Consider the following 22,483-nt stretch of genomic DNA (forward strand, 5'->3'; position numbering starts at 1 on the left):
ACATCGTCATCGCCGCGCGATGTAGCCGATCAGGCGGCTCGCGACGAGGGCCTGGACCCGCCCTTGCCGCCTCCGGCGACCGCGGCGCGGCGACGCACCGTGCGCGCGACCGGGCGGGCGTCGATCAGATCGAGGCAGCGGGCGGCCAGCTCGACCAGCCGCAGGGCGTTGAGTTCGTCCGGCGCCTCGCCGTCGTTGACGAGCAGCAGCGCCTGGTCGGCGTAGTCGGTCAGGCGACCGATCAACGAGTCGACCAGCAGCTTGCGGTCGGACTCCGCGCCGAAGGTCGAGGCGGGCCCGCGTACGGCGCCGACGAGTTTCAGCAGATTGCGGGCGGCCTGCACCGTCTCGCCCTGGACCGGCGCGGTCAGCTGCGGCGACTTGCGGGTCATGCGGCCGGAAATCTGCACGCGCTCGAGCGGCAAGGCCTTGTCGACGGCCCGGTCGGCGGCGCGCAGGAAGGCGGACAACTGGCCCGAGAGATTGACCCGGGCGTCGCGCACCGACTTGCCCCAGACGCTGAGCGGATTGAGCGTCAGGGTCACGTCCAATTCGCCGAGGACGTTGGCGCACCAGGTCAGATCCTCGATCACCGGATCGACGGCGGCCAGATCCGAGCCGGGCCGGAACGCCGCGATCCGCGCCACCCGCGTATCGACGCCGGCGATCAGCCGTTCGATGAATCCGGACAGTTCCGAGGCGCTGAGGAAGCCCTCCTCGGCGGACGAACAGGAACTCTGGGTGATGATGCGGAGGATCAGGACGGCGTCGTCCAGGTGCGAGAACAGCATCTCCAGCACCCGCTGGGCGCCGTCGAGGTGGATCCCGGCGCAATCCTTGAGCAGCAGGCGCAGCACGGCGATCTGATCACCGTCCGGCCGCTTCAGCCAGACCTCCAGCGAGGGCAAGCCGCGCCGGGCGAGGTGCGCCAGGTCGAGACAGGCGGCCAGATCGACCAGACCGCGCTCCCGGCGCTCCGGCTCCAGGTCCACGGGCCAGATCAGGTCAGGACGATCACGCACGGCCGCGGCGCCGGCCAGGCAGACGCGGTCAGCGACGGCGACGGCCATGGCGTCGGCCTCATCCCGGTCGAGCCGGGGCAGCAGGGCGGGCTCGCGGGCGGAGGCGGCCTTCCACAGGCGGGGCAAGACGGCGGCGGGAAAGGTCATCGCCTCGACGCCGTCCGCCCGCGGCCTGAACATCGGGAGCAGCGGGGCCATCACGAGGCGACGGCGCGTCCGGTCGCGCACCTCCTCCGCGAGCATGTCGCCGAGTTCCAGCGCCCGCGCGCCCGGCAAGGCCGTGGTCACCGACGACAGCTTCACAAGCATGTCGTCGGGAGCCTGCTCGATCAGAGCGGCCAAAGCGATACGATGGGCGGCGGACAGCCCCGACATTCAGACACCTCGCGACCGACAATTCGCCAGCCGACGCCATACTGCTCCTGTGGGGTTAATATCCGCTATCCGACAATCGCTCAGGCCTCGGCGGCGGGCAGTTCCAGCATGACCTTCAGCCCGCCGAGCTCGCTGTCAGCCAGCGATATCCGCCCGTCATAGGCGCGGGTGAGCTCGACCACGATCGACAGGCCGAGACCCGAGCCGGGCGTGGTCTCATCCATGCGGGAGCCACGCAGCAGGGCGGCTTCGCGCTGTTCTTCCGGCAGACCCGGCCCGTCGTCCTCAACCACCACCACCATCTGACCCAGCCCGGTCGGCCCGGCGGAGACGCGCACCCGGCGTTTCGCCCATTTGCAGGCGTTCTCCATCAGATTGCCGAGGAGCTCCTGCAGGTCCTGGCGTTCGCCGCGGAAAGCCAGGTCGTCGGGCGCGCGCCAGTCGATGACCACGCCCTTCTCCTCGAACACCCGCTCCAGCATCACCGCCATCTCGTCCAGCACCTCTGCGATAGGGGTGCGTTCGCCGAGCATCTGGGCGCGGGCGGCGGCGCGGGCGCGGCGCAGATGGTGGTCGACCTGGGCCTTCATCACCTCGGTCTGCTTGCGCACCATGTCCGGCAACGGGCCCTTTTTTGTCCCGGCCTCGGCCAGCATCACCGACAGCGGCGTCTTGAGAGCGTGGGCCAGGTTGCCGACGTGGGTGCGCTGGCGCTCGACCGTCTCCTGGTTGTGGTCAAGCAGCCGGTTGACCTGCTCGGCCAGCGGCTGGATCTCGAGCGGATAGCTGCGGGCGATACGGGCCGCCTTGCCCTTGCGCACGTCGGCGATCTCGTTGCGCAGGGCGTAGAGCGGACGCAGGCCGATCTGCACCTGAAGGAACACCGCGATCACCAGGCCGAGGCCGAGGATCAGCAGCGCCGTCCAGGTGAAGGTCGCAAACTGCTGGGTGTCGCGGTCGATGTTCGAGCGATCGATGCCCGCGAGGAACACCACCGGCGCGGTCCGGCCCGGCAGTTGCTTCATACTGGCGGCGACCCGCAATGGCGCGCCCAGGGGACCCTCCCCGCCCGGCCGCAGGCCGTCGGGGTCATTGTAGCTGATGACCGCCCCCCGCGCGCCGGCGAGGCGATCCGGCAGGTCGCCCGGAATGGTCAGGCTCTCGCCGGCCAGCGAGGGCGACCGCACGAGGATGCGCAGCCGGCCGTCCGCTCCCGGTTCGGCCACGGCCCAATATTTTCCCGAGAGGGCGGCCAGGGTGCGGTCGTCGAGGACGTCGCCGACGGTGAGGACGCCGTCGGGTCTGGCGTTGGTGACCAGAACGACCTGGTCGATGGTATCGGCGAGCACGTTGCCGAGCCGCCGCAACGCAGATTCCTGATACTGGTTGGTCAGCACCCAGCCGGTCAGGACCAGGGCCAGAACGATCCAGGCCGAGGCGAGCCAGATCAGGCGCCGCGTCAGGCTCCGCCCCGGGCGTCCGAACCAGCGGCCCCAGGTTCGCGGCTCGCGGGCCGCCGTAGTGTCGACAGAGCCCCCCGCGCCGTCGGTCACGTCCCCTCGCTCTCCCCGGGCAGGGGCGTCAGGCGATAGCCGAGACCGCGCACCGTCTCGATCCGGTCGGGACCGATCTTCTTGCGCAGCCGGCCGACGAAGACCTCGATGGTGTTGGAATCGCGGTCGAAGTCCTGGTCGTAGAGGTGCTCGACCAGTTCGGTGCGGCTGATCACCCGGCCCTGGTGCATCATCAGATAGTGCAGCAGCCGGTATTCGAGCGAGGTCAGGCGCAGAGGCTCGCCGTTGACGCTGGCCCGGGCGGCGCGGGGGTCCAGTCGCAGGCCGCCGCACGACAGGGTCGACGAGGCGATGCCGGCCGAGCGCCGCAGCAGGGCGCGCAGCCGGGCCAGCAACTCCTCGGTGTGGAAGGGCTTGGTCAGATAGTCGTCAGCCCCGGCGTCGAAGCCCGAGACCTTGTCCGACCAGGCGCCGCGCGCGGTCAGGATCAACACCGGCGTGGTCTTGCCCTCGCGACGCCAGCGCTCGAGCACTGACACGCCGTCGATCTTGGGCAGGCCGAGGTCTAGCACGATCACGTCATAGGGCTCGGTGTCGCCGAGGAAGTGGGCTTCCTCGCCGTCGGCGGCGTGGTCGACGGCGTAGCCGGCGTCGGAGAGCGCGCCCTTCAGCTGGCGCGACAGGTCGGCGTCGTCCTCGACAAGCAGCACGCGCATTCAGCGTTCTCCGATCACCCGGCCGGTGCGGCCGTCCACCATGATGTCCGCGACGCGGCCGCCGGGATACTCCCAACGGACCACGATCGTGTCGCCGCGGTTGCTGGCGCCCAGGAAACGGCCCGGGCGGCCGGCCGAAGCGCGCTGAACGGCGGCGCCCACGCTGACGCGGGGCCGTTCGTCGAACTGGTCGCGGGACGGCCGCTCGCGTTCCCGCTCGCTCCGATCGCCACGATCCTGCGAGCCGCCGGCGCGACGCTCCTGCCGCGCCTCGGCGCGGTCGCCACGATCCTGAGCCGCGGCGGACAGGGGCGCGGCGGCGAGCAGGGCGGCGAGGATGTAGACGGGCATCCGGGTCATGGGCGACGGTCTAGGCCCCAGGCTCTGAACGACGGCTGAACGGCGAGTGTAGACATATTTCACCGTTCCCGCCGCCCCTCGTCGTCCATTTCACGCGCGCGAGGCGGCGCATGGATGCGTTGTCATCGACATGAACGCAAGCTGACACAAGCCGTTCAGATCCGGCTCAGCGGGAAAGTCGTCTTGTCCGGTTCAACGCAGCCAGTCCGGCCGCGTCGAACGCGAAGGATAAGACCGATGATGAAGAAAGCCCTCATCCCCGTGCTGGCCATCGCCGCGGCGTCCGTCGCGGTTCCCGCCGCCGCCCAGAATTACGATCGCTACGATCGCTACGATCGCAACGACCGCTACGAGCAGAACCGCGGCGGCTGGCAGTCGATCAGCAACCGGAAGCACCAGCTGGATCGCCGCATCAACGTCGGCCTGCGCAACGGCTCGCTGAGCCGCCGCGAGGGGCGCCGGCTGGAGAATGAGCTGAACCGCCTGGTCCGGCTCGAGCACAGCTACATGCGCGGCGGCCTGACCCGCTGGGAGCGCAACGATCTCGACCGCCGCTACGACCGCCTGGCCGTGCAGGTCCGTATCGAGCGCCGCGACCGCGACGATCGTCGCTGGTAAGGCCCGACCTTTCCTCCCCGGAAGGTCCGAGGGGCGTCGTCCGCAAGGGCGGCGCCCCTTTCCTATGGGGCGATGCGGAGCCGGCTCTCGATGACCGTCACGGCCCGCCCACGCAGCAGCACCCGGTCGCCACGGGTCTCGGTCTCGATATCGCCGCCGCGACCCGGGAACACCTGCCGGAACCGCACCCCGGGCCGCCCCAGCCGATCGGCGTACAAGGGGCCCAGGATGCAGTGGGCCGAACCGGTGGCCGGATCTTCGTCGACGCCGCAGCCCGGCGCGAAGAAGCGGTCGATCACATCGACATCGTCGCCGGCGTCCGCATCGGCGCAAACGATCACCTCGCCCGCTTCACCGGCTTCGCCCTGCAGCGGGGCCAGCGCGGCGATGTTTGGGCGCAGGGCCCGCACCGTAGCGGCGTCGGCGAGGACCGCGACCAGATAGCGTCCGGCCCAGACCTCGACCGGCTCGGCGCCCAGCGCCTCGGCCAGTCCCGCGACGGGGCCGGTCCGTCTCGGCATGTCGGCCGGAAAATCCATCTCGTAGCCCTCGCCCGCGCGGCGCACGATCAGCGGACCGGAACGGGTGTCGAAGGTCAGGGCCGCGACGTCCGACCCGAGCTCCGTCACGAGCACATGCGCCGAGCCGAGCGTGGCGTGCCCGCACAGGTCGACCTCTCGCCCCGGCGTGAACCAGCGCAGCCCGAACCGGCCAGGATCGTCGGTGCGCAGCAGGAAGGCGGTCTCGGCCTGGTTGTTCTCCTTCGCCAGCGCCTGCATCCAGCCGTCGTCCGGCCATTGGTCGAACGGCTCGACCACGCAGGCGGGATTGCCCCGGAACGGAGCGGCGGCGAAGGCGTCGACGGTCCACTGGCGCATCAGTCGTCGTTCCAGGCGACGGGGGCCTCGCAACTGTAGGCCTCCCTGTAAGGTTGGCCGAAACAGGCGATCAGGCGGTCCACGACATCCAGATTCAGAGGCCAGCTCAGCGGAGGATGATCCGGGTAGGTTTCGGCGTAGCGGGCGGCGGCCCGGGCGAACGCCTCGGGCTTCGGCAGCGAAACCAGCCGCTCGCGGGCGGCGATCAGGGCTTCGCGGTCCCCGCGCAGGAAGGCGATCGTGGCGTCGGTATAGGGGCGAAACTCATCCGAATCCTGCTCCCGGCTCCTCAGCATCAGCCGGATGGCCTCCTCGGTTTCGCCGGCCGCCGCGCGCAGTTGGGCCTCATGCCAAAGCAGGGTGTCGGCGCCCGCCCCCAGTGCGTCGGCGTTGAGGTCCCGATATCGCCGGATGGCCTCCGCCGTTTGCCGTTCGCAACCTTCCGCATCCAGCGACCGCCAGCCCTGCCCGGTCTGGTCAAACGCGTGCAGGGGCAGCGCCAGCATGGCCGCGTCCACCTCCCGGCACTCCGCCGTGGCCGCTCCGGCCGCCAGAACGGCCGCGCCGATCACGCCCGCCATCAGGAAATGCTTCATTCCACGACCCTCAGCTCGGGCCATCGCGCCGTCGCGTTGGCGACCGCCTTGCCCCATCCTTTTGCGAGAGGACGCTGCGGATTGGGCCGAATTGTGAGCGAGAACACGTCCTCCAGCCCGAACGGCGCGGCGACGCTGATCGTGTCGTCCGCCTCCAGCCGCACGCCCACCGCAAAGGCCGGGGCCACGAAGCGGGCGAGCGCCTCGTCGGTGCCGGTCAGGGCCTCATAGGGTTCGCCGAACTTGCCTTCGAACCATAGATGGACGCGGGCCTGGTTCCGGACCTCGACCATGTCGCGGAACGGCGGCTCGAAGGCGGCGGCGACGCACTTGATGACCGCGTCCTCGGCCTCCCAGCTGACGTCCGGATCGAAATAGCCGAGGTCGTAGTCGCGAACGCCGTAGCCCGCAGGCCGGCCGGTCACGGCGTTCCAGACGCTCTGGTAGACCGCGCCGGAGAACACCCGCCAGTCGTTCAGACCCAGCCCCCGCACGGTGGTCAGCACATGCATCAGCCCCGGATCGGCGCGGACAATCGCCGTCAGCCGGGTTTCCGGATCGTTCATCGACGCTCCCTCAGCGGCCAGCCGTGGTCGAGCGGTCCATGTCCACGTCCCAGCCCCGGGGCTCGCCGGATGGCCTCGGCGACATAGGCCCAGGCCTCGGCCACGGCGGCTTCCAGCGGCAGGCCTTTCGCCAGTCCGGCGGCGCAGGCGCTGGCCAGGGTGCAGCCCGTGCCATGGGTGTGGCGGGTATCGACCCGCGGCCCTTCGAGCAGGGTCTCGCCGGTGGGAGTCAGCAGAAGGTCGATCACCGTCTCCCCCGCCACGTGGCCGCCCTTCATCAGCACCGCCCGCGCGCCCAGCGCCAGCAGGGCCTCGCCTGCCCGCCGCTGGCCGTCGAGGTCGGCGACCCCGAGGCCGGTCAGCGCCTCGGCCTCGGGTGCATTGGGCGTCAGCAAGGCGGCGCGCGGGACCATCAGCGTCCGCACGGCCTGCACCGCCGCGTCGGGCAGCAGCGGATGCCCGCCCTTGGCGATCATGACCGGATCAACCACCGCCGGCGCCTCGGAGGTGTCGAGAATGGCGGCGACCCGCTCGACCACCTCGATCGAGCCGAGCATGCCGGTCTTGATGGCGTCGGCGCCGATGTCGTCCAGCACCGCCCGCGCCTGGGCCTCGATCAGGTCGAGCGGCAGCGGGTGCACGCCGTGGACGCCGAGGGTGTTCTGCACCGTGATCGCCGTGATCGCCGTCGCCGCATAGCCGCCCATGGCTGTCACGGCCTTGATGTCGGCCTGGATGCCCGCTCCGCCCCCGGAGTCGGAACCGGCGATGATCAGGACGCGTCCAGGGGGCGAGGTCATGCCGACGGGATGACCAATCCCGGCCGACTCGGCAACCCGTCTCTGAATATTGATTTTTGGCTATATTGCTTGTATGGAATATGTATGCACGCCGCCCTTCAAGCCCTGTCCGAGCCCCACCGCATGGCTATCCTGGCCATGCTGGCTGACGGCGAACGTCCCGCCGGGGACTTCGTCGACGCCCTGCCCATCGCCCAGCCGACGGTGTCGAAACACCTGTCGGTGCTGCGCGAAGCGGGGCTGGTGACGGTGCGCAAGGACGCCCAGCGGCGGCTGTACAGTCTGAACCCCGCGCCGCTGAAGGAATTGGACCTGTGGCTGGCCCGCTATCGCCGCCTCTGGACCGACAGGCTCGACGCGCTGGAGGCGCACCTCGACAAGGAGTTTCCGCAATGACCGAGACCCTCGAACCCGGCGTCCGCCTCGGGGCCGACGCGGGAACCTGGCGCCGCGTCGACGGCGGCTGGGAGCTGCGGTTCGAACGCCGCCTGCGCCACACGCCCGAACGGGTGTGGAAGGCCCTGACCACGGGCGAGGGGCTGGCCTGCTGGTTGGCCGAAGCAGATATCGAGCCGGTCCCCGGCGGCCGCATGGAACTCAACTTCCGCCAGCCCGACCACGATTTCACGCCCGACATTCCCGAGAAGCGCCGGCAGTCGAACGAGGTGCTGACAGTCCAGCCCTTCACCCGGTTCGAACACACCTTCGGGAGCAATCCGGACTCGGTGGTGTCGTGGCGGCTGGAGCCCGACGGGGACGGGACGCACCTGACGCTGGTCCACCGCGTGCCCGAGTCGTGGGAAGGCGCGCGGAGCAACGTCCTCAGCGGCTGGCACCATCACATGGAGGGCCTCGACGACGCGGTGCGCGGCGTGCCCCATCCGTGGTCGTGGGTGCGCTGGTTCGCCCTGCGCGACGCCTACGCCGCCCGGCTGGAGAGCGCGGCGTGACCGCCCCGGTCGCCCGCGCCGGCATGCTGATCCGCCGGCCCGTGGCCGAGGTGTTCGAAGCCTTTGTCGATCCGGCGATCACGAGCCGCTTCTGGTTCAGCGAGGGCAGCGGCCGCCTCGCGCCGGGCGCCCGCGTCACCTGGATCTGGGCAATGTACGGCTTCGTCTCGTCCGCGGTCGTCACGGCGTTCGAGCCGGACCGCCGCCTCGCCGTCGACTGGGGCGAGGGCGACGACATGACCCACGTGGAATGGGCTTTCGAGGCGCGCGGGCCGGACCAGACCTTTGTCACCGTCGCCCATTCCGGCTTCTCCGGCGATGGCGACGCCCGGATCGCGGCGGCGCTGGACGGCATGAATGGTTTCACCCTGCTGCTCGCCGGGGCCAAGATCTGGCTGGAGCACGGAATCGAGCCCCGCTTCGTCCTCGACCGCCATCCCGACATGCGGGTCGCGGCATGGAGGGATCGGTGACCGCGCCGGTCGAAATCCGCGTCGAGAAGCGCTTCCGCCAGCCTCGCGAGCGGGTCTTCGACGCCTTCCTCGATCCGTCCCGGGTGGGCGAATGGCTGTTCCATACGCCCGACGGCGTGATGGAGCGGATCGACTATGATCCGCGGCCCGGCGCATCGTTCGCGATCTTCGAGCGGCGCGGGGCGGACCTCGCACGGCATTTCGGGCGTTTCGTGGAGATCGAACGGCCCGACCGGGTGGTGTTCGATTTCTGGGTCGACGAGGCGCCGGACGAACCGACGCGGGTCACCGTGACGTTCGCGACCGAAGGCGAGGGCTGTGTGGTGACGCTGGCCCACGACCTGGCGCCGGCATGGGCGTCCTATGCCGAGCGCACGACGGAGGGCTGGACCATGATCCTGGACGGCCTGGCGAGAACGATGGACCGCAGGACCTGACAGGAGACGAACGATGATCACCGCCGCCGCCCCCTTCCTGATGTTCCAGGGCCGTTGCGAGGAGGCCCTGACCTTCTACGCCGGGACAATCCCCGGGGCCCGGATCGCCGCGCTGGACCGGAAGCCCGACGGCACGGTGGCCATGGCCCGGCTGTCGATCGCCGGGCTGGAGATAATGGCCAACGACTCCCCGCCGGTGCACGACTTCGACTTCACCCCGTCGAGTTCGATCTTCCTGACCGTTGATGGACCGGAGGAGGTGGACGCCCTCGCCGCGGCCCTGGGCGAGCGCGGCAAGGCGCTGATGCCGCCGGACGACTACGGGTTCTCGCGGCGGTTCGGCTGGGTGGAGGACCGTTTCGGAGTGTCGTGGCAGGTCAACGCCTAACCGCCGAGCGGCCCGCGGAAGACGAACCAGGCGCCCAAGGCGATGAAGGCGAAGCCGACGGCGTGGTTCAGGGTCAGCTTCTCACCGAGATAGAGGACCGAGAAGCCGGCGAAGACGACGAGGGTGATGACCTCCTGCATCGTCTTCAGTTGGGCCGCGGAATAGACCTGATGGCCGATGCGGTTGGCGGGCACCGCCAGCCAGTATTCGAAGAAGGCGATGGCCCAGCTGACCATGACCACCAGCCACAGGGCGCTCCCCTTGTGCTTCAGGTGACCGTACCAGGCGAAGGTCATGAACAGGTTGGACAGCGCCAGCAGAACCACCGGCGCGACATAGGGCCAGGGCGGAATCACCGGCCGGCCTCCCGCACCGCCGCGTGCACCGCCAGCGCCTGCACCGTCTCGCGCACATCGTGGACGCGAATGATCCCGGCCCCACGGCGCGCCGCCTCCAGCGCCAGGGCCAGCGAACCGCCGATGCGGTCGGACGGTTCGGTCGCGGTCGGGTCGATCGACTGGATCATCCGTTTGCGGCTGGCCCCGTAGAGGATCGGGAAGCCGAGCGCCGCCAGCCGGCCGAGGTGGCCGGTGAGGGCGAGATTGTGCTGCGCTGTCTTGCCGAAGCCGAGGCCGGGATCGAGCCAGATTCGCTCGCGCGCCACGCCCGCCGCCATGACCGCCTCGGCCCGCGCGGCCAGCCAGTCGGTCACCTCGGCGACCACGTCGTCGTAGCGCGGGGCGGCCTGCATGGTGCGCGGCTCGCCCTTCATATGCATCAGCGCCACGTCGCAACCGAGTTCGGCCGCGACGGCCATGGCGTCCGGCGTGAAGCCCAGCGCCGCCACGTCGTTCCACATCGTCGCCCCGGCGACGACGGCGGCGCGGGCGACCTCGGGCTTCATGGTGTCGATGCTGATCGGCCCCGCCCACCGGGCGCGCAGGCCCTCGATCACCGGGACGGTGCGGGCGATCTCGTCGGCCCCGGACACAGGCTCGGCGCCCGGGCGGGTGCTTTCGCCGCCGACGTCGAGCCAGTCGGCGCCCTGTTCGGCCAGACGCAGGCCGTGCGCCACGGCGGCCTCGACGCCGGCGTGCCGCCCGCCGTCCGAGAAACTGTCCGGCGTGACGTTGACGATGCCCATGACCTGCGGCGTCACGAGGTCTTCCCCTGCGGATGGATGGTCTCGCCCCGCCGGAGCATGTCGACGAACTGCGCGATCTTGCGGGCGCGCCCGGCCGGGGTTTTCAGGGCCTCGGTCCGGAAGATCAGGGCGAACCGGTTCTGGGCGGTCAGGGTTTCGAACATGGCCTTCGCCTCCGGCACGGCGTCGATGGCCGCCCGCAGGTCCGCGGGAACGGTCGCGCCCTTGACCCGGTAGGCCTGCTCCCAGCGCCCGTCCGCCTTCGCCGCCTCGACCTGTTTCAGGCCGTGCTTCGTCATCCGCCCCTCGGCGACCAGCCGCGCGACGTTGTCGACGTTGATCTGGCTCCACACGCTCTTGCGGCCGCGCGGGGTGTAGCGCTGGAGGAAGCTGACCTCGTCGAGGCTCTTGCGGATGGCGTCGATCCAGCCCCAGCACAGGGCGACGTCGATCGCCTCCTTCGGCGTGATCGACGGCGTGCCGGACCGGACCTTGTAGATGCGGATCCAGACTTCCGTCTCGCGGTCATGATGGCGGGCGAGCCATGTATGGAAGGCCTCGGCGTCGGCGAAGGCGTGAACATGGTCCGGATCGACGGTGACGGCGGCCATCAGTCCTTGCCCCCGATCAGCGCGCCGATGGCCTCAAGGTAGGCGGAGAAGGCCCGGCGGCCTTCGCGGGTGATCGACACCCGGGTCAGCGGCTTGTTGTTGACGAAGCTCTTGGCGATGGCGACGTAGCCCGCCTCCTCCAGCTTCTTGAGGTGGACCGAGAGATTGCCCTGGGTGGCCTCGAGCACGGTCTTCAGCTCGGTGAAGTCGGCGCTGTCGGCGTCGGACAGATAGACCATGATCCCCAGCCGCATACGGCCGTGGATGACGTCGTCTATCCGTCCGAGATCGGCCAGACCCATCGGCCGTCAGCCCGCCGTCCGGGCGGCGCGGGCCTCGCGGACCATGATCCAGCCCGGCAGGGCGAACAGCGCGAACAGGGCGACGGTGCAGACGCCGAGATACCAGTCCGGCTGACGCACCAGCAGGCCGAGAGCGACGGCGGTGAGCCAGCCGCCGACAGAGCAGGCCAGCATCCAGCCCTTTCGCTTCAGGTTCCATGCGACGTACCAGGCCGCGGCCTGCAGGGCGAAGATCACCGCTGGATAGTAGAGCCAGATCGCGAAATCCTGGTCCCGGGCCGAGCCGAAGCCGAAGATCAGGATCACCGCCAGGTTGGCCATGCCGGTGGCGCTGAAGGCGGCGTTGAGGGTGCGGGTGGCCATCGGCCCGCGCGTGGCGCTGACCCCGTCCTTACTGTCCCGGCGGACCGCCCAGACCAGCACCGCCAGGAAGCTGGCGCTGATCATGACGACGAAGGCCAGATTGGCCAGGTCCGGCCAGCGGATCACGCCGGCGACCTGGCCGATGTGGAACAGGCACTGCAGGCCGTAGAGGAGGCCGCCGGCCAGATAGGCGACGCCGAGCGTCAGCTGCGGCCGGCCGCCGCCTTCGACGATCGAGCGCATGAAGGCGAGATCGGCTTCGGCGGATTGAACGCGGGGGTTGAGGGGCATGGCGACTCTCCGGGGCCGGCTCGTCCTTGGGGTGGACGAGCCGGCGGTTGTTGGCAAGCTATTCGGCGGGGACGGGCACGGGCCGAGCCGCGCGGCGCCAAGGCACACGGCGGCCGTTGAGCCAGCGGCCGATGAAGGTGTGGCGGACCAGCAGCTCATAACTGACCAGGGCCGCCGCCATGACTCCGCCGACGATGGCCGCCAGCTTGCCCCACCATGGCAGGGGCGCGTCCAGCAGCAGCACCTGGCCGACCATGACCAGCGGCAGGTGGACGACGTAGATCCAGTAGGAGGCGTCGGCGAGATAGCGACGCACGGCGCTGTAGCCGGACAAAAAGCGCAGCGACAGGGCCGCGACGGCCAGGGTCGAGGCGAACACCGCCAGGGCGTAGACCGCGGCCGTGGCCGCCTTGAGCTGCGGGTCGATCATGGGCGTGAGGGGAGGAACGGGGCCGCCGGAGAGCACCAGGGCGGCCGCGCCGGCGCTGAGCGCCACTACGCTTAAGACCGGCCAAAGGCGCTCGATCCGGCCGAGCAGGTCGCGCCGCCGGTCGAGCAGGACGCCGAGGCCGAAGGCGGAGCCGAAGGCCGTCAACGCGGCGGGGTTGGGTACGAAGCCCTTGTCCGGCGTCGGGATGCCGAAGAACGGAATCCAGTCGGGCGTGAGCCACAGGGCGAGCGCCAGCGGAGCGGCCATCAGGGCGGGCGTCCACGGTCCGATCAGGCCGCCGGTCAGGCGGTCGGCGAGGCGGCCGACGGCGCCGTTGCGATCCAGAATGCCGAAGGGCGCGCGCACCAGCAGGAAGACCGCGTAGAGGATCAGCAGCACCCACAGGAACCACAGGTGCAGCAGCGGGAAGGTCTCGAGCGTGAGCGGCGGCGGCGGCGGGCCGTCGGTCGGGATGGTCCCGCCGTTGTCGATCGCCGCCTTCCAGACGATGACGGCGATGACGGCGGGGAAGACGACCCACCAAAGCCCGGCCAGCGGGCCGGCGATGCGGCTCAGCCGGTCGCGGATGAAGGCCCACGTCCCCCGGCGGCCCAGCATCAGATGGGCGAACAGACCGGCGATGAGGAAGAAGCTGGTCATCCGGAACAGGTGGATGGCGAAGAACAGGCCCGCGGCGGCCGGCGAGGTCTGGTCATCCGGGAACAGCCAGATCGGTGTCGGCATATAGCTCATGGAGGCGTGCAGGACGACGCCGAGGAGCAGCGCGCCGCCCCGGAGGGCGTCGAGGCCGTGCAGGCGGTCGGGACGGTCAGGATCGGTGGTGGACATAGGTCTCTCCCCCTCTTGGTGAAACCGATCTACGTCAGACTTGTTTGAATTGCAAACTTGTTGGCTAGCTGCCGCTTCAGATTTGACTTGCCCGGCCCCGGGGCTAGGCTGGCGGGATGTACGGATGTTCCGAACAGGGCCGGTTGTTGAATCACGCGGGACGCCTCGTCGCAGGCGACTAACCCGGGGCGAAGACGCGCGCGTCACGCCCCGGGCGTGATCCTCCGCCTTCCCGAAGCCGATCCCCGGCGCCGCGCCATGACGCGCAGGCCAACCCTCCGAGACCCATCCCATGACCTTCCGGAATTTCGACGTGGAGTCGGCGTCCCTGCCCGATATCCGCCTGACCCCCGATGATCACGCCCGGCTTTGCGACCTCGTCGGCGACCTGAACGCCGGCGGCGCGGCCGGACTTCTGCAGCAGGAACTGGCGCGCGCCCAGGTCGACGCCGACCGGCGCCGGACGCCGACCGTCGGCCTGAACCGCTGGGTCCACTACACCGACAGCGCCAGCAGCCGGACGCGGCGGGTCAAGATCGTCGCGCCGGATCAGGCCGACATCGATCAGGGCCTGATCTCCCCCCTGTCCTATGTCGGATCAGGGCTCTTGGGTCTCGCCGAAGGCCAGTCGATCAACTGGCCCGACCCATCCGGACGTCTGCACAAACTGACCCCGATCCTGATCGAGGACCCCGAAGACCTGCCCTGACGCCAAGGCGGAAATGCAAAGGGCCGGGGTTCGCACCCCGGCCCCTTCATGATCCTGAAACTCCCGGTCAGTGGACCGTCGACGGAGCCTCGACCTCGACACCGTCAGACACCGGTGTGATGGGCACCGAGACCGAGGGGCCGGCATTGGGGAAGTTGCTCTCGTCGCGGTTCGGCGCGACGCCCTTCTCCAGCAGGTCCTTGATCTCCTGTCCCGAAAGGGTCTCGTACTCCAGCAGGGCCTGGGACAGCTTCTCGTGGTCCGCGGCCTTTTCGGTCAGGATCTTGCGGGCCGCCTCCCAGCCCTCGGTGACGATGCGGCGCACCTCGGTGTCGATGATCCGCGCCGTCTCTTCCGAGACGTTCTGGCTGCGGGCGACGGAGTGGCCGAGGAAGACTTCTTCCTGGTTCTCGCCGTAGGCCACGGTGCCCAGCTTCTCGGAGAAGCCCCAGCGCGTAACCATGGCGCGGGCCAGCTTGGTGGCCTGTTCGATGTCGGAACTGGCGCCCGAGGTGATGTTCTCGGGACCGAAGATCAGCTCCTCAGCCACCCGGCCGCCGGCCATGATGGCGATGCGATCGATCATCTGCTGGAACTTCATCGAATAGCGGTCGCCTTCCGGCAACTGCATGACCATGCCGAGCGCGCGGCCGCGCGGAACGATGGTGGCCTTGTGCACCGGGTCGGCCATCTTGACGTTCATGGCGACGATGGCGTGGCCGGCCTCGTGATAGGCGGTGAGGCGCTTCTCCTCCTCGTTCATGGCCATGGACTTGCGCTCGGCGCCCATCATGACCTTGTCCTTGGCGTCCTCGAAGTCGCGGTGGGTGACCATGCGCCGGTCCTTGCGGGCCGCCATCAGGGCCGCCTCGTTGACCAGATTGGCCAGGTCGGCGCCCGAGAAGCCGGGCGTGCCGCGGGCGATGGTCTTGACGTTGACGTCGGCGGCCAGCGGCACGTCCTTCATGTGCACGCGCAGGATCTTCTCGCGGCCGCCCACGTCGGGATTGGGGACCACCACCTGGCGATCGAAGCGGCCCGGACGCAGCAGGGCCGGGTCCAGCACGTCCGGCCGGTTGGTGGCGGCGATCAGGATGATGCCCTCGTTGGATTCGAACCCGTCCATCTCGACCAGCAACTGGTTCAGGGTCTGCTCGCGCTCGTCATTGCCGCCGCCGAGGCCGGCGCCGCGGTGACGGCCGACCGCGTCGATCTCGTCGATGAATATGATGCACGGCGCATTCTTCTTGGCCTGCTCGAACATGTCGCGGACGCGGCTGGCGCCGACGCCGACGAACATCTCGACGAAGTCGGAGCCCGAGATGGAGAAGAAGGGCACGCCGGCCTCGCCGGCGACAGCGCGCGCCAGCAGCGTCTTGCCGGTGCCCGGAGGGCCGACCAGCAGGGCGCCCTTGGGGATCTTGCCGCCGAGGCGCTGGAATTTGGCCGGGTCCTTGAGGAAGTCGACGACCTCCTGCAGCTCTTCCTTGGCCTCGTCCACGCCGGCGACGTCGTCGAAGGTCTTGCGGCCCTTGTGTTCGGTCAGCAGCTTGGCCTTGGACTTGCCGAAGCCCATGGCCCCGCGGGCGCCGCCCTGCATCTGGCGCATGATCAGGATCCACAGGCCGATGATCAGCACGAAGGGCAGCAGGCCGAGCAGGATGCCCATCCACATCGGCTGGCGGGTGTTCTTGACATCGACCTCGGCGCCGGAGGCGTTCAGGCTTTCAATCAGGTCCCCGTTCGGGAGCGATGTGACGACGGTGAAGCTCTTGTTGTCCTTGGTCTGGATCAGGAGCGTCTCGCTGCGAACCTCGACCGCCGCGATGTTTTTGGCGTCGCGGGCCGCGATCAGGTCCGAGTAGCTCATCTCGGCCGGGCGATCGGAGGTCGCCTTCTGACCGGGCGCGCCGACGGTCCCGGGACGGTCCACCGCCACATAGAAGGCGAGCGCGCCCAGGATGACGGCGCCCCAGATGGCCAGATTGCGAAGGTTCATTCTCGTCTCAATCCCTGGAAGCGCGGCGCGCTCCCCTATTCGATGATGTCAGCGCCGGAAAATAGGTGTTTCCGGGTCGTTGCGCCATGCGCGCGCGGCGCCAGCTCCGTTTCATGCGTCATTCGGTCCAGCGCGAGCGCCAGTCTGTCCTCGGCCAGCGACCGCGTCCTGGCCACGGCTCCTGCAAGAACCGGCGCATCCGCGTCGTTCCGGATCAGGACAGGCTGACCGCCGCGCGCCGCCGGCGGCAGGGCGTGCAACCGGGCCCGGTGGGCCTTTGACAGCGCGGCCATTCGACCCGCGGCGGGCGCAACGCTCCAGCCGGGCTCGGCGACGACGACCGCCCAGCGCCCGTCCCAGACGGTCTCCACGCCCGGCGCCAGCGGCAGGGGCGGGACCGGGCGGCGCGCGAACTCGCCGGCCTCCCGGGTCACGAGGACTTGATGGGCCGCGGCCTCAATCCGGGCGCCGCACAGGGTGGCGGTGAAGACATCGCCGGCCCTCAGCCGCGTCAGCACCCGCTCAAGCCGGTCGCCCCGCGGCGGCCGGTCGCCGCCACCGGCGCAGACGAGGAGGACGGCAAGGACGGGGGCGGCGATTGTGCGTTCGGCGGTGAACGCCCCCTCTCCGATCGGGAGAGGGAGGGGCCCGCTCGCCAATACGCGGGTGGGAGGGTTCCGGCCGGGTTTCGACCGCCCCCCCGTCGCCGGACCGCGGTCCGATCCGGCTCCACCCAACGGGAGAAGGGAGGTTCGCGCCCGGGCTCGAGCGTATTTCGGATCCTCGTTCGCCGGGTCGTCGATCCAGTCCGCGCCTCGTCCCGCCAGCCAGTGGCGCAACTCACCCCGGCCCACGTCCAGCATGGGCCGCAGCAGCATCAGGCCCCGTCCTTCGGGCCAGGCCGGCGACGGCGACCAGTCCCGCAGGCGGCCCAGGGTCGAGCCGTCGGCGCGCATGAGTTCGCCCTCGGCGACGTCGTCGGCGGTGTGGGCGAACAGGACGACCCGGGCGCCCGCCTCTCGCGCCGCGTCGGCGATCAGCCGATGGCGGGCGGCGCGGGCGGCGGCCGGCAGGCCGGTCGCCGGCTTCGGCCCTCGCCATGTGAGGCCGCGCCAGTCGACCCCCGCCGCGCGCGCGGTCCCGGCGGCGAAGGCTGTCCAGCCGGCGCTGTCGGGATTGAGGCCGTGGTCGACGGTCAGGGCCAGCAGGCGCCGGTCGTGGTCGCGCGCCCAGTCGGCGGCGACGCCCAGCAGGGCGACGGAGTCGCCGCCCCCGGACAGGGCCAGGGCCACGGGCCGCGCCGCGCCGCGCTCAAGCCGCGCGGTCAGCCGTTCGCGGACCCGGTCGAGCCAGGCCGGAGCGGTCGGGCTCAGCCCCCTCTCCGGGCCGGACAGGCGAAGCGGGTGCGCAAGCCGGCCGCGCGCGTGCGCACGGCGGCGGCGGCGGCCTCGGCGTAGCGCCGGTCGAACTCGGACAGAGCGGTGCAAGCCTGCGTCTTGCGGTCGGTTTCGTTCAGGGCCGTGGCGAGTTCGAGCACGGCGGCTCCGGCCCACCGCGCGTCGGGCCAGCCTTCCAGGGCGGCGGCGTAAAAGGCCACGGCCCCGGCATGATCGCCGGCGGACACCCGCAGGTCGCCGAGCCGCGCGTTGGCTTCGCGGGCCTGGGGCGTATCAGGCCAGGCGAGAGCGACAGTCTGCAAGGCGCGGTCGCCCAGCGCCGGATCGGAGGCGGCCAGTCGCGCGGCGGCGGCCAGGTCACGGCCGGCGTCGCCGGTCGGCGAGGTCGAGCTGATCGGCGCGTTCAGTTCGGCTTCACGCTCCGCCGCCGCCGTCACGGCCTGGAGTCGGGTCTCGGCGTTACGCAGCCGGGCGCCGAGGGCTTCGTTGTCCCGCCGGGTTTCGTCGAGCTGGAAGGTCAGCCGCTCCAGGTCCGCATTGACGCGCTGCAGGGTGTTCTCGAGATCATTGAGGCGGCGATCCATGGTGGTGACCCGGCCGGTCAGGGCCACGACCTCGGGCTCCGGCTCCATGATCGCCGGCTGGCCGGCGGCGTTGCGCTGGGTCAGGGCCCGTTCCAGACGCCGGACGTTGCGGTCCAGCCGCTCCAGACTGCGCCGGTCCCACTGGATCGGCTCCATGGGCGCGGTCTGGGCCACGACGGTGGTCGTGCCGGCGATCAGGGCGACGCCCACGAGGGCGATCAGGGCGTTCTTCGAGCGGAGGGCGGTGGGCAGCTTCAGCATGGTTGTTTTCGTCCCACCGATTTGAGGCCGCCGCAAGGCGTCAGCCGGTCAGGCCGAGCGTGATGATGGCCAGAACGAACAGGCTGAATGCGAGGCTGGAGAACACCAGCAGCAGCAGGGTCCGCCATCCGGCCGAAAACCACGACAGGCCGTAGGCGCCCTTCAGCTGGGCGAACATGTGCGCCGGAACGCCGAAGGTGAGAAGCACCATGCCCAGGGTGACGAACCCGCTCCACAGGGGTGCGAGGAGCGAGATCACCATCATCAGAATCGACATGGCGGTCAGCGAATAGAGCACGAAGACGCCGTGGTCGTAGAGGGTGAAGCCTCGCCGCCAGAGGAACAGCAGCGCCACGAACGGGATCGAGATGGGGATCAGCAGGAAGCTGAATTTGTAGGCCGTCTGCTGAATTTTGTAGATCGCCAGATCGGGGTTGAGCAGCTTTTTGGTGACCTTCTCATTGAGGTGCTCGTCGCCCAGATTGACCTTGAGTTCCCCCGAAGCCACCAGGTCGTGAATCTGGGCCTGCCACGTACCCGGGACGAAACCATCGGCCCGCTTGGCGGAGGGGGCGTCTCCGAGTCGGGACTCGATGACGTTGACCGCGGTCTGTCGCGCCTGTCGCACAAGCCGCAGGGGCTCCGAGGCCGGCGTTCCCTCCGCCGCCGTGGTCGCTTCCGCCAGTTCGGCGCGGGCGGCCTCCAGATCCTTCATCAACTCCGCCCGCTCGGCGGGTGGGAGGGTGCTGGTCGCATCCGGCTCCAGCCCGCCCGTGAAGCTGAACACGAAGAACATCAGGAAGACGGTGAACAGGAACATCGCCAGCGGCGAGACGTAGCGGGTTCGCCGGCCCTGCACCCATTCGCGCGTCAGACGGCCGGGGTTCAACGCCAGCAGCGGCAGGGTGCGCCAGATGCGGGCGTCGAAGTGCAATACGCCGTGCAGCATCTCTTCGCCGAGGTGCAGCAGCGAGCGATGCACATGGGTCGGCTGGCCGCAGTTGGGACAGAACTTGCCTTCGACCGGTTGGCCGCAGTCGGTGCAATGGCCCTCCGCGTCGCCGGCGTGGCCGGTCGGCCGCTCCAGCGCTCCCGCGAGAATCCCGCCTGTAGCCGCGCCGCCCGCCGCGTCGATGTCCATGCCGCCGTCCCCTGCTGCTGTCCGGTGGTTTACCCGCCGCGGCGGGCGGCGGTCAAAAAAGAAAGGGCGGCCGGTGATCGGCCGCCCTTCCTGAAATCACCGACGGCGTCGCCGGATCAGCGCGTGGCGCCGCTGACGATGGCGGTGTGGGCGTTGCGGTTGCGGGCCCAGGCCTCCTCGTTCGAGCCGGCCGCGATCGGACGCTCCTTGCCGTAGCTGATGGTGTCGATGCGGGCGGGGGCGATGCCGCGCTGGACCAGATAGCTCCGCACCGATTCGGCGCGGCGCGCGCCGAGCGCGAGGTTGTACTCGCGGGTGCCGCGTTCGTCGGCGTTGCCCTCGATCCGGACGGTGACCTGCGGATAACGCTGCAGCCACGCCGCCTGGGCGTCGAGACGCGGGTAGGCGTCGGGGCGAACCTCGTAGCTGTCGAGGTCGAAATAGATCCGGTCGCCGATGTTGACGACGAAGTCCTGCTCGGAGCCCGGCGTGGACGCACCGAGGTCGCCGCCGTCAACGGGGCCGGTCGGAGCCGTCGGATACTGCGGCCCGGTGGCCGGGGGCGTGTCGCCGGCGGCGCTGTCCACCGGACGGCGCGGGGTGCAGGCGGCAATGGCCGTGACGGCCACGCCGACGGCGACCAGACGGAGGAGGGTCGAGGTCTTCATCATCAGTCGTCTCCTTGGTGCGAGGCCTCGGCCTCCAGCTTTGCTATAATCGTGGGGTACTGTCGCGCCACTGATTTCACCAGTCGCGATAACGCGGAATTGAGCCGAAAGGCTCCGCTTGAATTCAACTGGCGCAGCTGTCGGGGCCGCCGCTTCCGAGGTTGCTGGGCTGCTCGTCGAGAAGCGGCGACCAGGCCGGATCAGTGCCGCGGCCGTTGTAACCGGCCTGGCTGACCACCCGTCCCGACAGATCCACGGTCCACAGCCGGGTGTCGCCGCCCGGCGACTGGCGTGCGAACATGATGTAGCGGCCGTTCGGGGCCCACGAAGGGCCCTCCTCGAAATAGCTCGACGACAGGATGCGCTCGCCGGTGCCGTCAGGCTTCATCACCCCGGTCGAGAAGCGGCCGCCGCCCTGTTTGGTGAAGGCGATCAGGTCGCCGCGCGGGCTCCAGTTCGGGGCGGTGTAGATGCCGCCGCCGCGCGAGATCGGGCGCTGGCCCGAGCCGTCGGCGCGCATGATGTACAATTTGGCCGAGCCCGAGCGGTCAGAGGTGAAGACGATCTGGCTGTTGTCCGGGCTGAACGACGGCGAGGTGTCGATGGCCGGATCGTTGGTCAGGCGGCGCACCTGGCGGCTGGCCAGGTCCATCACATAGACGTCGGTGTTGCCGCCCCGGATGATCGAAAAAGCCATCTTCGAGCCGTCGTTCGAGAAGCGCGGGGCCAGCACCTGGCCGTCGAACTCGCCGAGCGACTCGCGTCGGCCGGTGGACAGGTTGAGCAGGTAGATGCGGCTGTAGTCCTTGCCCAACGCCACATAGGTGATCTCGTTGGGGTCGTTCAGCGAGAAGCGCGGCGACATGATGATCTCTTCGCCCTGGGTCAGGAAGACCGGGTCGATACCGTCCTGATCCGAGATGGCGAGGCGCGACAGGCGGTTGAGCTGGGTGCCGCTTTCCGACACGAACAACACGCGGCTGTCGAAGAAGCCGGCCTCGCCGGTCATGCGCTGATAGACCACGTCGGCGATCTTGTGGCCGATGCGGCGCCACTGCTCGGGCGTGGCGGTGAAGCGGTAGGAAGCCAGCTGGCACTGGCGATAGGGGTCGTAGAGGCGGAAGCCGTAATCGTTGCGGTTGTCCGGCCGGCGCGTCACCGAGCCGTACAGCACCGCCTGGGCCCCGATCGAGGTCCACTGCGGGAAGTTGGGAGCGTTGGCGACCGTCAGACCGGTCTCGACGAAGCTGGCCTGGTCAAGCGGCTCGAAATAGCCCGAGCGGCGCAGGTCGGCGCGGATCACCCCCGACAGGTCGGCCCCGTTCTGCCCGTCGAAATTGACCACGGCGATCTGGAACGGGCGCAACACGCCCTGGTCGATCTCGACTTCGACCGGTCCGGTCTGTCCGGTCTGCCCCGGAGGTGTCTGGCCCACGGCGGCGCTCGCGGTCATAGCCAGAATGGCGACGCCGGCCAGAAGTCGGTTCAGACGCATTGTTAGCTCCCGCAAGTCAGACGTACGCCGGTCCTTATCACCGGACCGTTCGTGAGAAGCCAGCATGGCCGCGAATGGGGCGACTTTCGGGCCTGATCAGCTTTGATCAGCCCCGCCGCAGGCTTATCCGCAGGCCCGTTCCATGTTGAACGACGGACGGTACTCTCCGCCCGTGAAGCTCGCCGGGACGTCGAACGGCGCGGTCCGGACCAGCGCCTGCATGGCCCCGGCGGCGACGGCGCGCCAGACCGGATCGTTTCGCGCGCCGACCAGCGTCGGCCCGTCCGTGATGCGGCCACGCGCGTCGAGGGTCACGTCCATCTGGATGCGCAGGTCCGCCGCGCCCGGCGTCTGACAGGGCGGATTCCAGTTCTGGTAGACTTGGTTGAACATGGCCGTGATGACCGGACCGCTGGTCTGGCCCGCCGTGCCGCCGGCCTGCTGGCCAGACGGCGGCCGCGTGTCCCGCCGGGGCGACCGGTTCGGCCGGTCGGCGGCGAGGGCGCCGAGGTCGAGCCGCGGCTCCTCGCGCGGCGGCGGCGTTTC

General features: G+C 69.8%; 28 protein-coding genes. 7 read left to right on the top strand and 21 right to left on the bottom strand.

Annotated features, from left to right (window positions below; all coding sequences use genetic code 11):
• Positions 1 to 29: 29 nt before the first annotated feature.
• The 4 genes from ACSQ1L_RS12480 to ACSQ1L_RS12495 all read right to left on the bottom strand — a co-directional run bounded on the left by ACSQ1L_RS12480 (position 30) and on the right by ACSQ1L_RS12495 (position 3,987).
• Positions 30 to 1,397 (bottom strand): hypothetical protein, encoded by a 1,368-nt coding sequence (locus ACSQ1L_RS12480; protein WP_435995073.1) that lies wholly within the window; start codon positions 1,395 to 1,397, stop codon positions 30 to 32.
• Positions 1,398 to 1,477: 80 nt separating this feature from the next.
• Positions 1,478 to 2,950, bottom strand: coding sequence for a sensor histidine kinase (locus tag ACSQ1L_RS12485; RefSeq protein ID WP_435995074.1), 1,473 nt, complete (start codon positions 2,948 to 2,950; stop codon positions 1,478 to 1,480).
• Positions 2,947 to 3,627: a response regulator transcription factor gene (locus tag ACSQ1L_RS12490; protein WP_435995075.1), complete on the bottom strand. Its 681-nt coding sequence runs from the start codon at positions 3,625 to 3,627 to the stop codon at positions 2,947 to 2,949. The genes ACSQ1L_RS12485 and ACSQ1L_RS12490 overlap by 4 nt, the downstream gene beginning before the upstream one ends.
• Positions 3,628 to 3,987 (bottom strand): hypothetical protein, encoded by a 360-nt coding sequence (locus ACSQ1L_RS12495; RefSeq protein WP_435995076.1) that lies wholly within the window; start codon positions 3,985 to 3,987, stop codon positions 3,628 to 3,630. It abuts the gene before it with no gap.
• Between the two features lie 237 nt (positions 3,988 to 4,224).
• Here ACSQ1L_RS12495 and ACSQ1L_RS12500 point away from each other — a divergent pair, with 237 nt between their 5' ends.
• Positions 4,225 to 4,605, top strand: coding sequence for a hypothetical protein (locus ACSQ1L_RS12500; RefSeq protein ID WP_435995077.1), 381 nt, complete (start codon positions 4,225 to 4,227; stop codon positions 4,603 to 4,605).
• Between the two features lie 62 nt (positions 4,606 to 4,667).
• On the opposite strand, the gene ACSQ1L_RS12505 is transcribed toward ACSQ1L_RS12500, so the two are convergent.
• Genes ACSQ1L_RS12505 through thiD form a run of 4 tightly spaced genes read right to left on the bottom strand, consistent with a single transcriptional unit; the run spans position 4,668 to position 7,445 of the window.
• Positions 4,668 to 5,483 carry a PhzF family phenazine biosynthesis protein gene (locus tag ACSQ1L_RS12505; protein ID WP_435995078.1) on the bottom strand — a complete coding sequence of 272 codons (816 nt, stop codon included), beginning with the start codon at positions 5,481 to 5,483 and terminating at the stop codon, positions 4,668 to 4,670.
• Entirely contained in the window at positions 5,483 to 6,079 is a 597-nt protein-coding gene (locus tag ACSQ1L_RS12510) for a hypothetical protein (protein ID WP_435995079.1), read from the bottom strand. Before ACSQ1L_RS12510 ends, ACSQ1L_RS12505 begins: the two co-directional genes overlap by 1 nt.
• Entirely contained in the window at positions 6,076 to 6,645 is a 570-nt protein-coding gene (locus ACSQ1L_RS12515) for a nucleotidyltransferase family protein (protein ID WP_435995080.1), read from the bottom strand. The genes ACSQ1L_RS12510 and ACSQ1L_RS12515 overlap by 4 nt, the downstream gene beginning before the upstream one ends.
• On the bottom strand, positions 6,642 to 7,445 hold the full coding sequence (gene thiD, locus ACSQ1L_RS12520) for a bifunctional hydroxymethylpyrimidine kinase/phosphomethylpyrimidine kinase (protein WP_435995081.1): 804 nt from the start codon (positions 7,443 to 7,445) through the stop codon (positions 6,642 to 6,644). The genes ACSQ1L_RS12515 and thiD overlap by 4 nt, the downstream gene beginning before the upstream one ends.
• A gap of 84 nt (positions 7,446 to 7,529) precedes the next feature.
• On the opposite strand from thiD, the gene ACSQ1L_RS12525 reads away from it, so the two are divergent.
• Genes ACSQ1L_RS12525 through ACSQ1L_RS12545 form a run of 5 tightly spaced genes read left to right on the top strand, consistent with a single transcriptional unit; the run spans position 7,530 to position 9,693 of the window.
• Positions 7,530 to 7,841, top strand: a complete 312-nt coding sequence (locus tag ACSQ1L_RS12525) for an ArsR/SmtB family transcription factor (protein ID WP_435995082.1) — start codon at positions 7,530 to 7,532, stop codon at positions 7,839 to 7,841.
• Positions 7,838 to 8,395 carry an SRPBCC family protein gene (locus ACSQ1L_RS12530; RefSeq protein ID WP_435995083.1) on the top strand — a complete coding sequence of 186 codons (558 nt, stop codon included), beginning with the start codon at positions 7,838 to 7,840 and terminating at the stop codon, positions 8,393 to 8,395. The genes ACSQ1L_RS12525 and ACSQ1L_RS12530 overlap by 4 nt, the downstream gene beginning before the upstream one ends.
• Positions 8,392 to 8,868, top strand: a complete 477-nt coding sequence (locus tag ACSQ1L_RS12535; RefSeq protein WP_435995084.1) for an SRPBCC family protein — start codon at positions 8,392 to 8,394, stop codon at positions 8,866 to 8,868. The genes ACSQ1L_RS12530 and ACSQ1L_RS12535 overlap by 4 nt, the downstream gene beginning before the upstream one ends.
• Positions 8,865 to 9,305, top strand: coding sequence for an SRPBCC family protein (locus tag ACSQ1L_RS12540; RefSeq protein ID WP_435995085.1), 441 nt, complete (start codon positions 8,865 to 8,867; stop codon positions 9,303 to 9,305). The genes ACSQ1L_RS12535 and ACSQ1L_RS12540 overlap by 4 nt, the downstream gene beginning before the upstream one ends.
• Positions 9,306 to 9,318: 13 nt before the next feature.
• A complete protein-coding gene (locus ACSQ1L_RS12545; RefSeq protein WP_435995086.1) occupies positions 9,319 to 9,693 on the top strand; it encodes a VOC family protein in 375 nt (124 codons plus the stop codon).
• Here the strand turns inward: ACSQ1L_RS12545 and ACSQ1L_RS12550 are convergent.
• Genes ACSQ1L_RS12550 through ACSQ1L_RS12575 form a run of 6 tightly spaced genes read right to left on the bottom strand, consistent with a single transcriptional unit; the run spans position 9,690 to position 13,683 of the window.
• Positions 9,690 to 10,046 carry a DMT family protein gene (locus ACSQ1L_RS12550; protein ID WP_435995108.1) on the bottom strand — a complete coding sequence of 119 codons (357 nt, stop codon included), beginning with the start codon at positions 10,044 to 10,046 and terminating at the stop codon, positions 9,690 to 9,692. The two genes, ACSQ1L_RS12545 and ACSQ1L_RS12550, sit on opposite strands and share 4 nt — an antisense overlap.
• Positions 10,046 to 10,837, bottom strand: a complete 792-nt coding sequence (gene folP, locus ACSQ1L_RS12555; protein ID WP_435995110.1) for a dihydropteroate synthase — start codon at positions 10,835 to 10,837, stop codon at positions 10,046 to 10,048. The genes ACSQ1L_RS12550 and folP overlap by 1 nt, the downstream gene beginning before the upstream one ends.
• An 11-nt stretch (positions 10,838 to 10,848) precedes the next feature.
• Entirely contained in the window at positions 10,849 to 11,448 is a 600-nt protein-coding gene (locus ACSQ1L_RS12560) for a YdeI/OmpD-associated family protein (RefSeq protein WP_435995087.1), read from the bottom strand.
• The gene (locus ACSQ1L_RS12565; RefSeq protein ID WP_435995088.1) at positions 11,448 to 11,750 is read right to left on the bottom strand and encodes a winged helix-turn-helix domain-containing protein; all 303 of its coding nucleotides are present in this window, start codon (positions 11,748 to 11,750) and stop codon (positions 11,448 to 11,450) included. The genes ACSQ1L_RS12560 and ACSQ1L_RS12565 overlap by 1 nt, the downstream gene beginning before the upstream one ends.
• A 6-nt stretch (positions 11,751 to 11,756) precedes the next feature.
• Positions 11,757 to 12,404, bottom strand: a complete 648-nt coding sequence (locus ACSQ1L_RS12570; protein WP_435995089.1) for a hypothetical protein — start codon at positions 12,402 to 12,404, stop codon at positions 11,757 to 11,759.
• A gap of 58 nt (positions 12,405 to 12,462) precedes the next feature.
• Positions 12,463 to 13,683: an acyltransferase family protein gene (locus ACSQ1L_RS12575; protein WP_435995090.1), complete on the bottom strand. Its 1,221-nt coding sequence runs from the start codon at positions 13,681 to 13,683 to the stop codon at positions 12,463 to 12,465.
• Between the two features lie 292 nt (positions 13,684 to 13,975).
• Here ACSQ1L_RS12575 and ACSQ1L_RS12580 point away from each other — a divergent pair, with 292 nt between their 5' ends.
• Entirely contained in the window at positions 13,976 to 14,392 is a 417-nt protein-coding gene (locus ACSQ1L_RS12580; RefSeq protein ID WP_435995091.1) for a GreA/GreB family elongation factor, read from the top strand.
• A gap of 67 nt (positions 14,393 to 14,459) precedes the next feature.
• On the opposite strand, the gene ftsH is transcribed toward ACSQ1L_RS12580, so the two are convergent.
• From ftsH to ACSQ1L_RS12615, 7 genes are all read right to left on the bottom strand, one after another.
• Positions 14,460 to 16,391, bottom strand: a complete 1,932-nt coding sequence (gene ftsH / locus ACSQ1L_RS12585) for an ATP-dependent zinc metalloprotease FtsH (RefSeq protein WP_435995092.1) — start codon at positions 16,389 to 16,391, stop codon at positions 14,460 to 14,462.
• Between the two features lie 35 nt (positions 16,392 to 16,426).
• A complete protein-coding gene (gene tilS, locus ACSQ1L_RS12590; protein WP_435995112.1) occupies positions 16,427 to 17,764 on the bottom strand; it encodes a tRNA lysidine(34) synthetase TilS in 1,338 nt (445 codons plus the stop codon).
• On the bottom strand, positions 17,761 to 18,633 hold the full coding sequence (locus ACSQ1L_RS12595) for a tol-pal system protein (protein ID WP_435995094.1): 873 nt from the start codon (positions 18,631 to 18,633) through the stop codon (positions 17,761 to 17,763). Before ACSQ1L_RS12595 ends, tilS begins: the two co-directional genes overlap by 4 nt.
• A 40-nt stretch (positions 18,634 to 18,673) precedes the next feature.
• On the bottom strand, positions 18,674 to 19,774 hold the full coding sequence (locus ACSQ1L_RS12600; RefSeq protein WP_435995096.1) for a DUF3667 domain-containing protein: 1,101 nt from the start codon (positions 19,772 to 19,774) through the stop codon (positions 18,674 to 18,676).
• A gap of 116 nt (positions 19,775 to 19,890) precedes the next feature.
• Positions 19,891 to 20,442, bottom strand: coding sequence for a peptidoglycan-associated lipoprotein Pal (pal, locus tag ACSQ1L_RS12605; RefSeq protein ID WP_435995114.1), 552 nt, complete (start codon positions 20,440 to 20,442; stop codon positions 19,891 to 19,893).
• A gap of 124 nt (positions 20,443 to 20,566) precedes the next feature.
• Positions 20,567 to 21,937, bottom strand: a complete 1,371-nt coding sequence (gene tolB / locus ACSQ1L_RS12610) for a Tol-Pal system beta propeller repeat protein TolB (protein WP_435995098.1) — start codon at positions 21,935 to 21,937, stop codon at positions 20,567 to 20,569.
• 123 nt (positions 21,938 to 22,060) lie between these two features.
• On the bottom strand, positions 22,061 to 22,483 hold a 423-nt coding region (locus ACSQ1L_RS12615; RefSeq protein ID WP_435995100.1), incomplete at its 5' end, for a hypothetical protein.

The sequence above is a fragment of the Brevundimonas sp. LjRoot202 genome, from assembly GCF_964253355.1.
Classification (GTDB): Bacteria; Pseudomonadota; Alphaproteobacteria; order Caulobacterales; family Caulobacteraceae; genus Brevundimonas.

Bases quoted from the DNA above. Each gene is read 5' to 3' on its own strand.
- ACSQ1L_RS12480 (WP_435995073.1), bottom strand. From the start codon at position 1,397: ATGTCGGGGCTGTCCGCCGCCCATCGTATCGCTTTGGCCGCTCTGATC.
- ACSQ1L_RS12490 (WP_435995075.1), bottom strand. From the start codon at position 3,627: ATGCGCGTGCTGCTTGTCGAGGACGACGCCGACCTGTCGCGCCAGCTG.
- ACSQ1L_RS12495 (WP_435995076.1), bottom strand. From the start codon at position 3,987: ATGACCCGGATGCCCGTCTACATCCTCGCCGCCCTGCTCGCCGCCGCG.
- ACSQ1L_RS12500 (WP_435995077.1), top strand. From the start codon at position 4,225: ATGATGAAGAAAGCCCTCATCCCCGTGCTGGCCATCGCCGCGGCGTCC.
- ACSQ1L_RS12505 (WP_435995078.1), bottom strand. From the start codon at position 5,483: ATGCGCCAGTGGACCGTCGACGCCTTCGCCGCCGCTCCGTTCCGGGGC.
- ACSQ1L_RS12510 (WP_435995079.1), bottom strand. From the start codon at position 6,079: ATGAAGCATTTCCTGATGGCGGGCGTGATCGGCGCGGCCGTTCTGGCG.
- ACSQ1L_RS12515 (WP_435995080.1), bottom strand. From the start codon at position 6,645: ATGAACGATCCGGAAACCCGGCTGACGGCGATTGTCCGCGCCGATCCG.
- thiD (WP_435995081.1), bottom strand. From the start codon at position 7,445: ATGACCTCGCCCCCTGGACGCGTCCTGATCATCGCCGGTTCCGACTCC.
- ACSQ1L_RS12525 (WP_435995082.1), top strand. From the start codon at position 7,530: ATGCACGCCGCCCTTCAAGCCCTGTCCGAGCCCCACCGCATGGCTATC.
- ACSQ1L_RS12530 (WP_435995083.1), top strand. From the start codon at position 7,838: ATGACCGAGACCCTCGAACCCGGCGTCCGCCTCGGGGCCGACGCGGGA.
- ACSQ1L_RS12545 (WP_435995086.1), top strand. From the start codon at position 9,319: ATGATCACCGCCGCCGCCCCCTTCCTGATGTTCCAGGGCCGTTGCGAG.
- folP (WP_435995110.1), bottom strand. From the start codon at position 10,837: ATGGGCATCGTCAACGTCACGCCGGACAGTTTCTCGGACGGCGGGCGG.
- ACSQ1L_RS12560 (WP_435995087.1), bottom strand. From the start codon at position 11,448: ATGGCCGCCGTCACCGTCGATCCGGACCATGTTCACGCCTTCGCCGAC.
- ACSQ1L_RS12565 (WP_435995088.1), bottom strand. From the start codon at position 11,750: ATGGGTCTGGCCGATCTCGGACGGATAGACGACGTCATCCACGGCCGT.
- ACSQ1L_RS12570 (WP_435995089.1), bottom strand. From the start codon at position 12,404: ATGCCCCTCAACCCCCGCGTTCAATCCGCCGAAGCCGATCTCGCCTTC.
- ACSQ1L_RS12575 (WP_435995090.1), bottom strand. From the start codon at position 13,683: ATGTCCACCACCGATCCTGACCGTCCCGACCGCCTGCACGGCCTCGAC.
- ACSQ1L_RS12580 (WP_435995091.1), top strand. From the start codon at position 13,976: ATGACCTTCCGGAATTTCGACGTGGAGTCGGCGTCCCTGCCCGATATC.
- ftsH (WP_435995092.1), bottom strand. From the start codon at position 16,391: ATGAACCTTCGCAATCTGGCCATCTGGGGCGCCGTCATCCTGGGCGCG.
- ACSQ1L_RS12595 (WP_435995094.1), bottom strand. From the start codon at position 18,633: ATGCTGAAGCTGCCCACCGCCCTCCGCTCGAAGAACGCCCTGATCGCC.
- ACSQ1L_RS12600 (WP_435995096.1), bottom strand. From the start codon at position 19,774: ATGGACATCGACGCGGCGGGCGGCGCGGCTACAGGCGGGATTCTCGCG.
- pal (WP_435995114.1), bottom strand. From the start codon at position 20,442: ATGAAGACCTCGACCCTCCTCCGTCTGGTCGCCGTCGGCGTGGCCGTC.
- tolB (WP_435995098.1), bottom strand. From the start codon at position 21,937: ATGCGTCTGAACCGACTTCTGGCCGGCGTCGCCATTCTGGCTATGACC.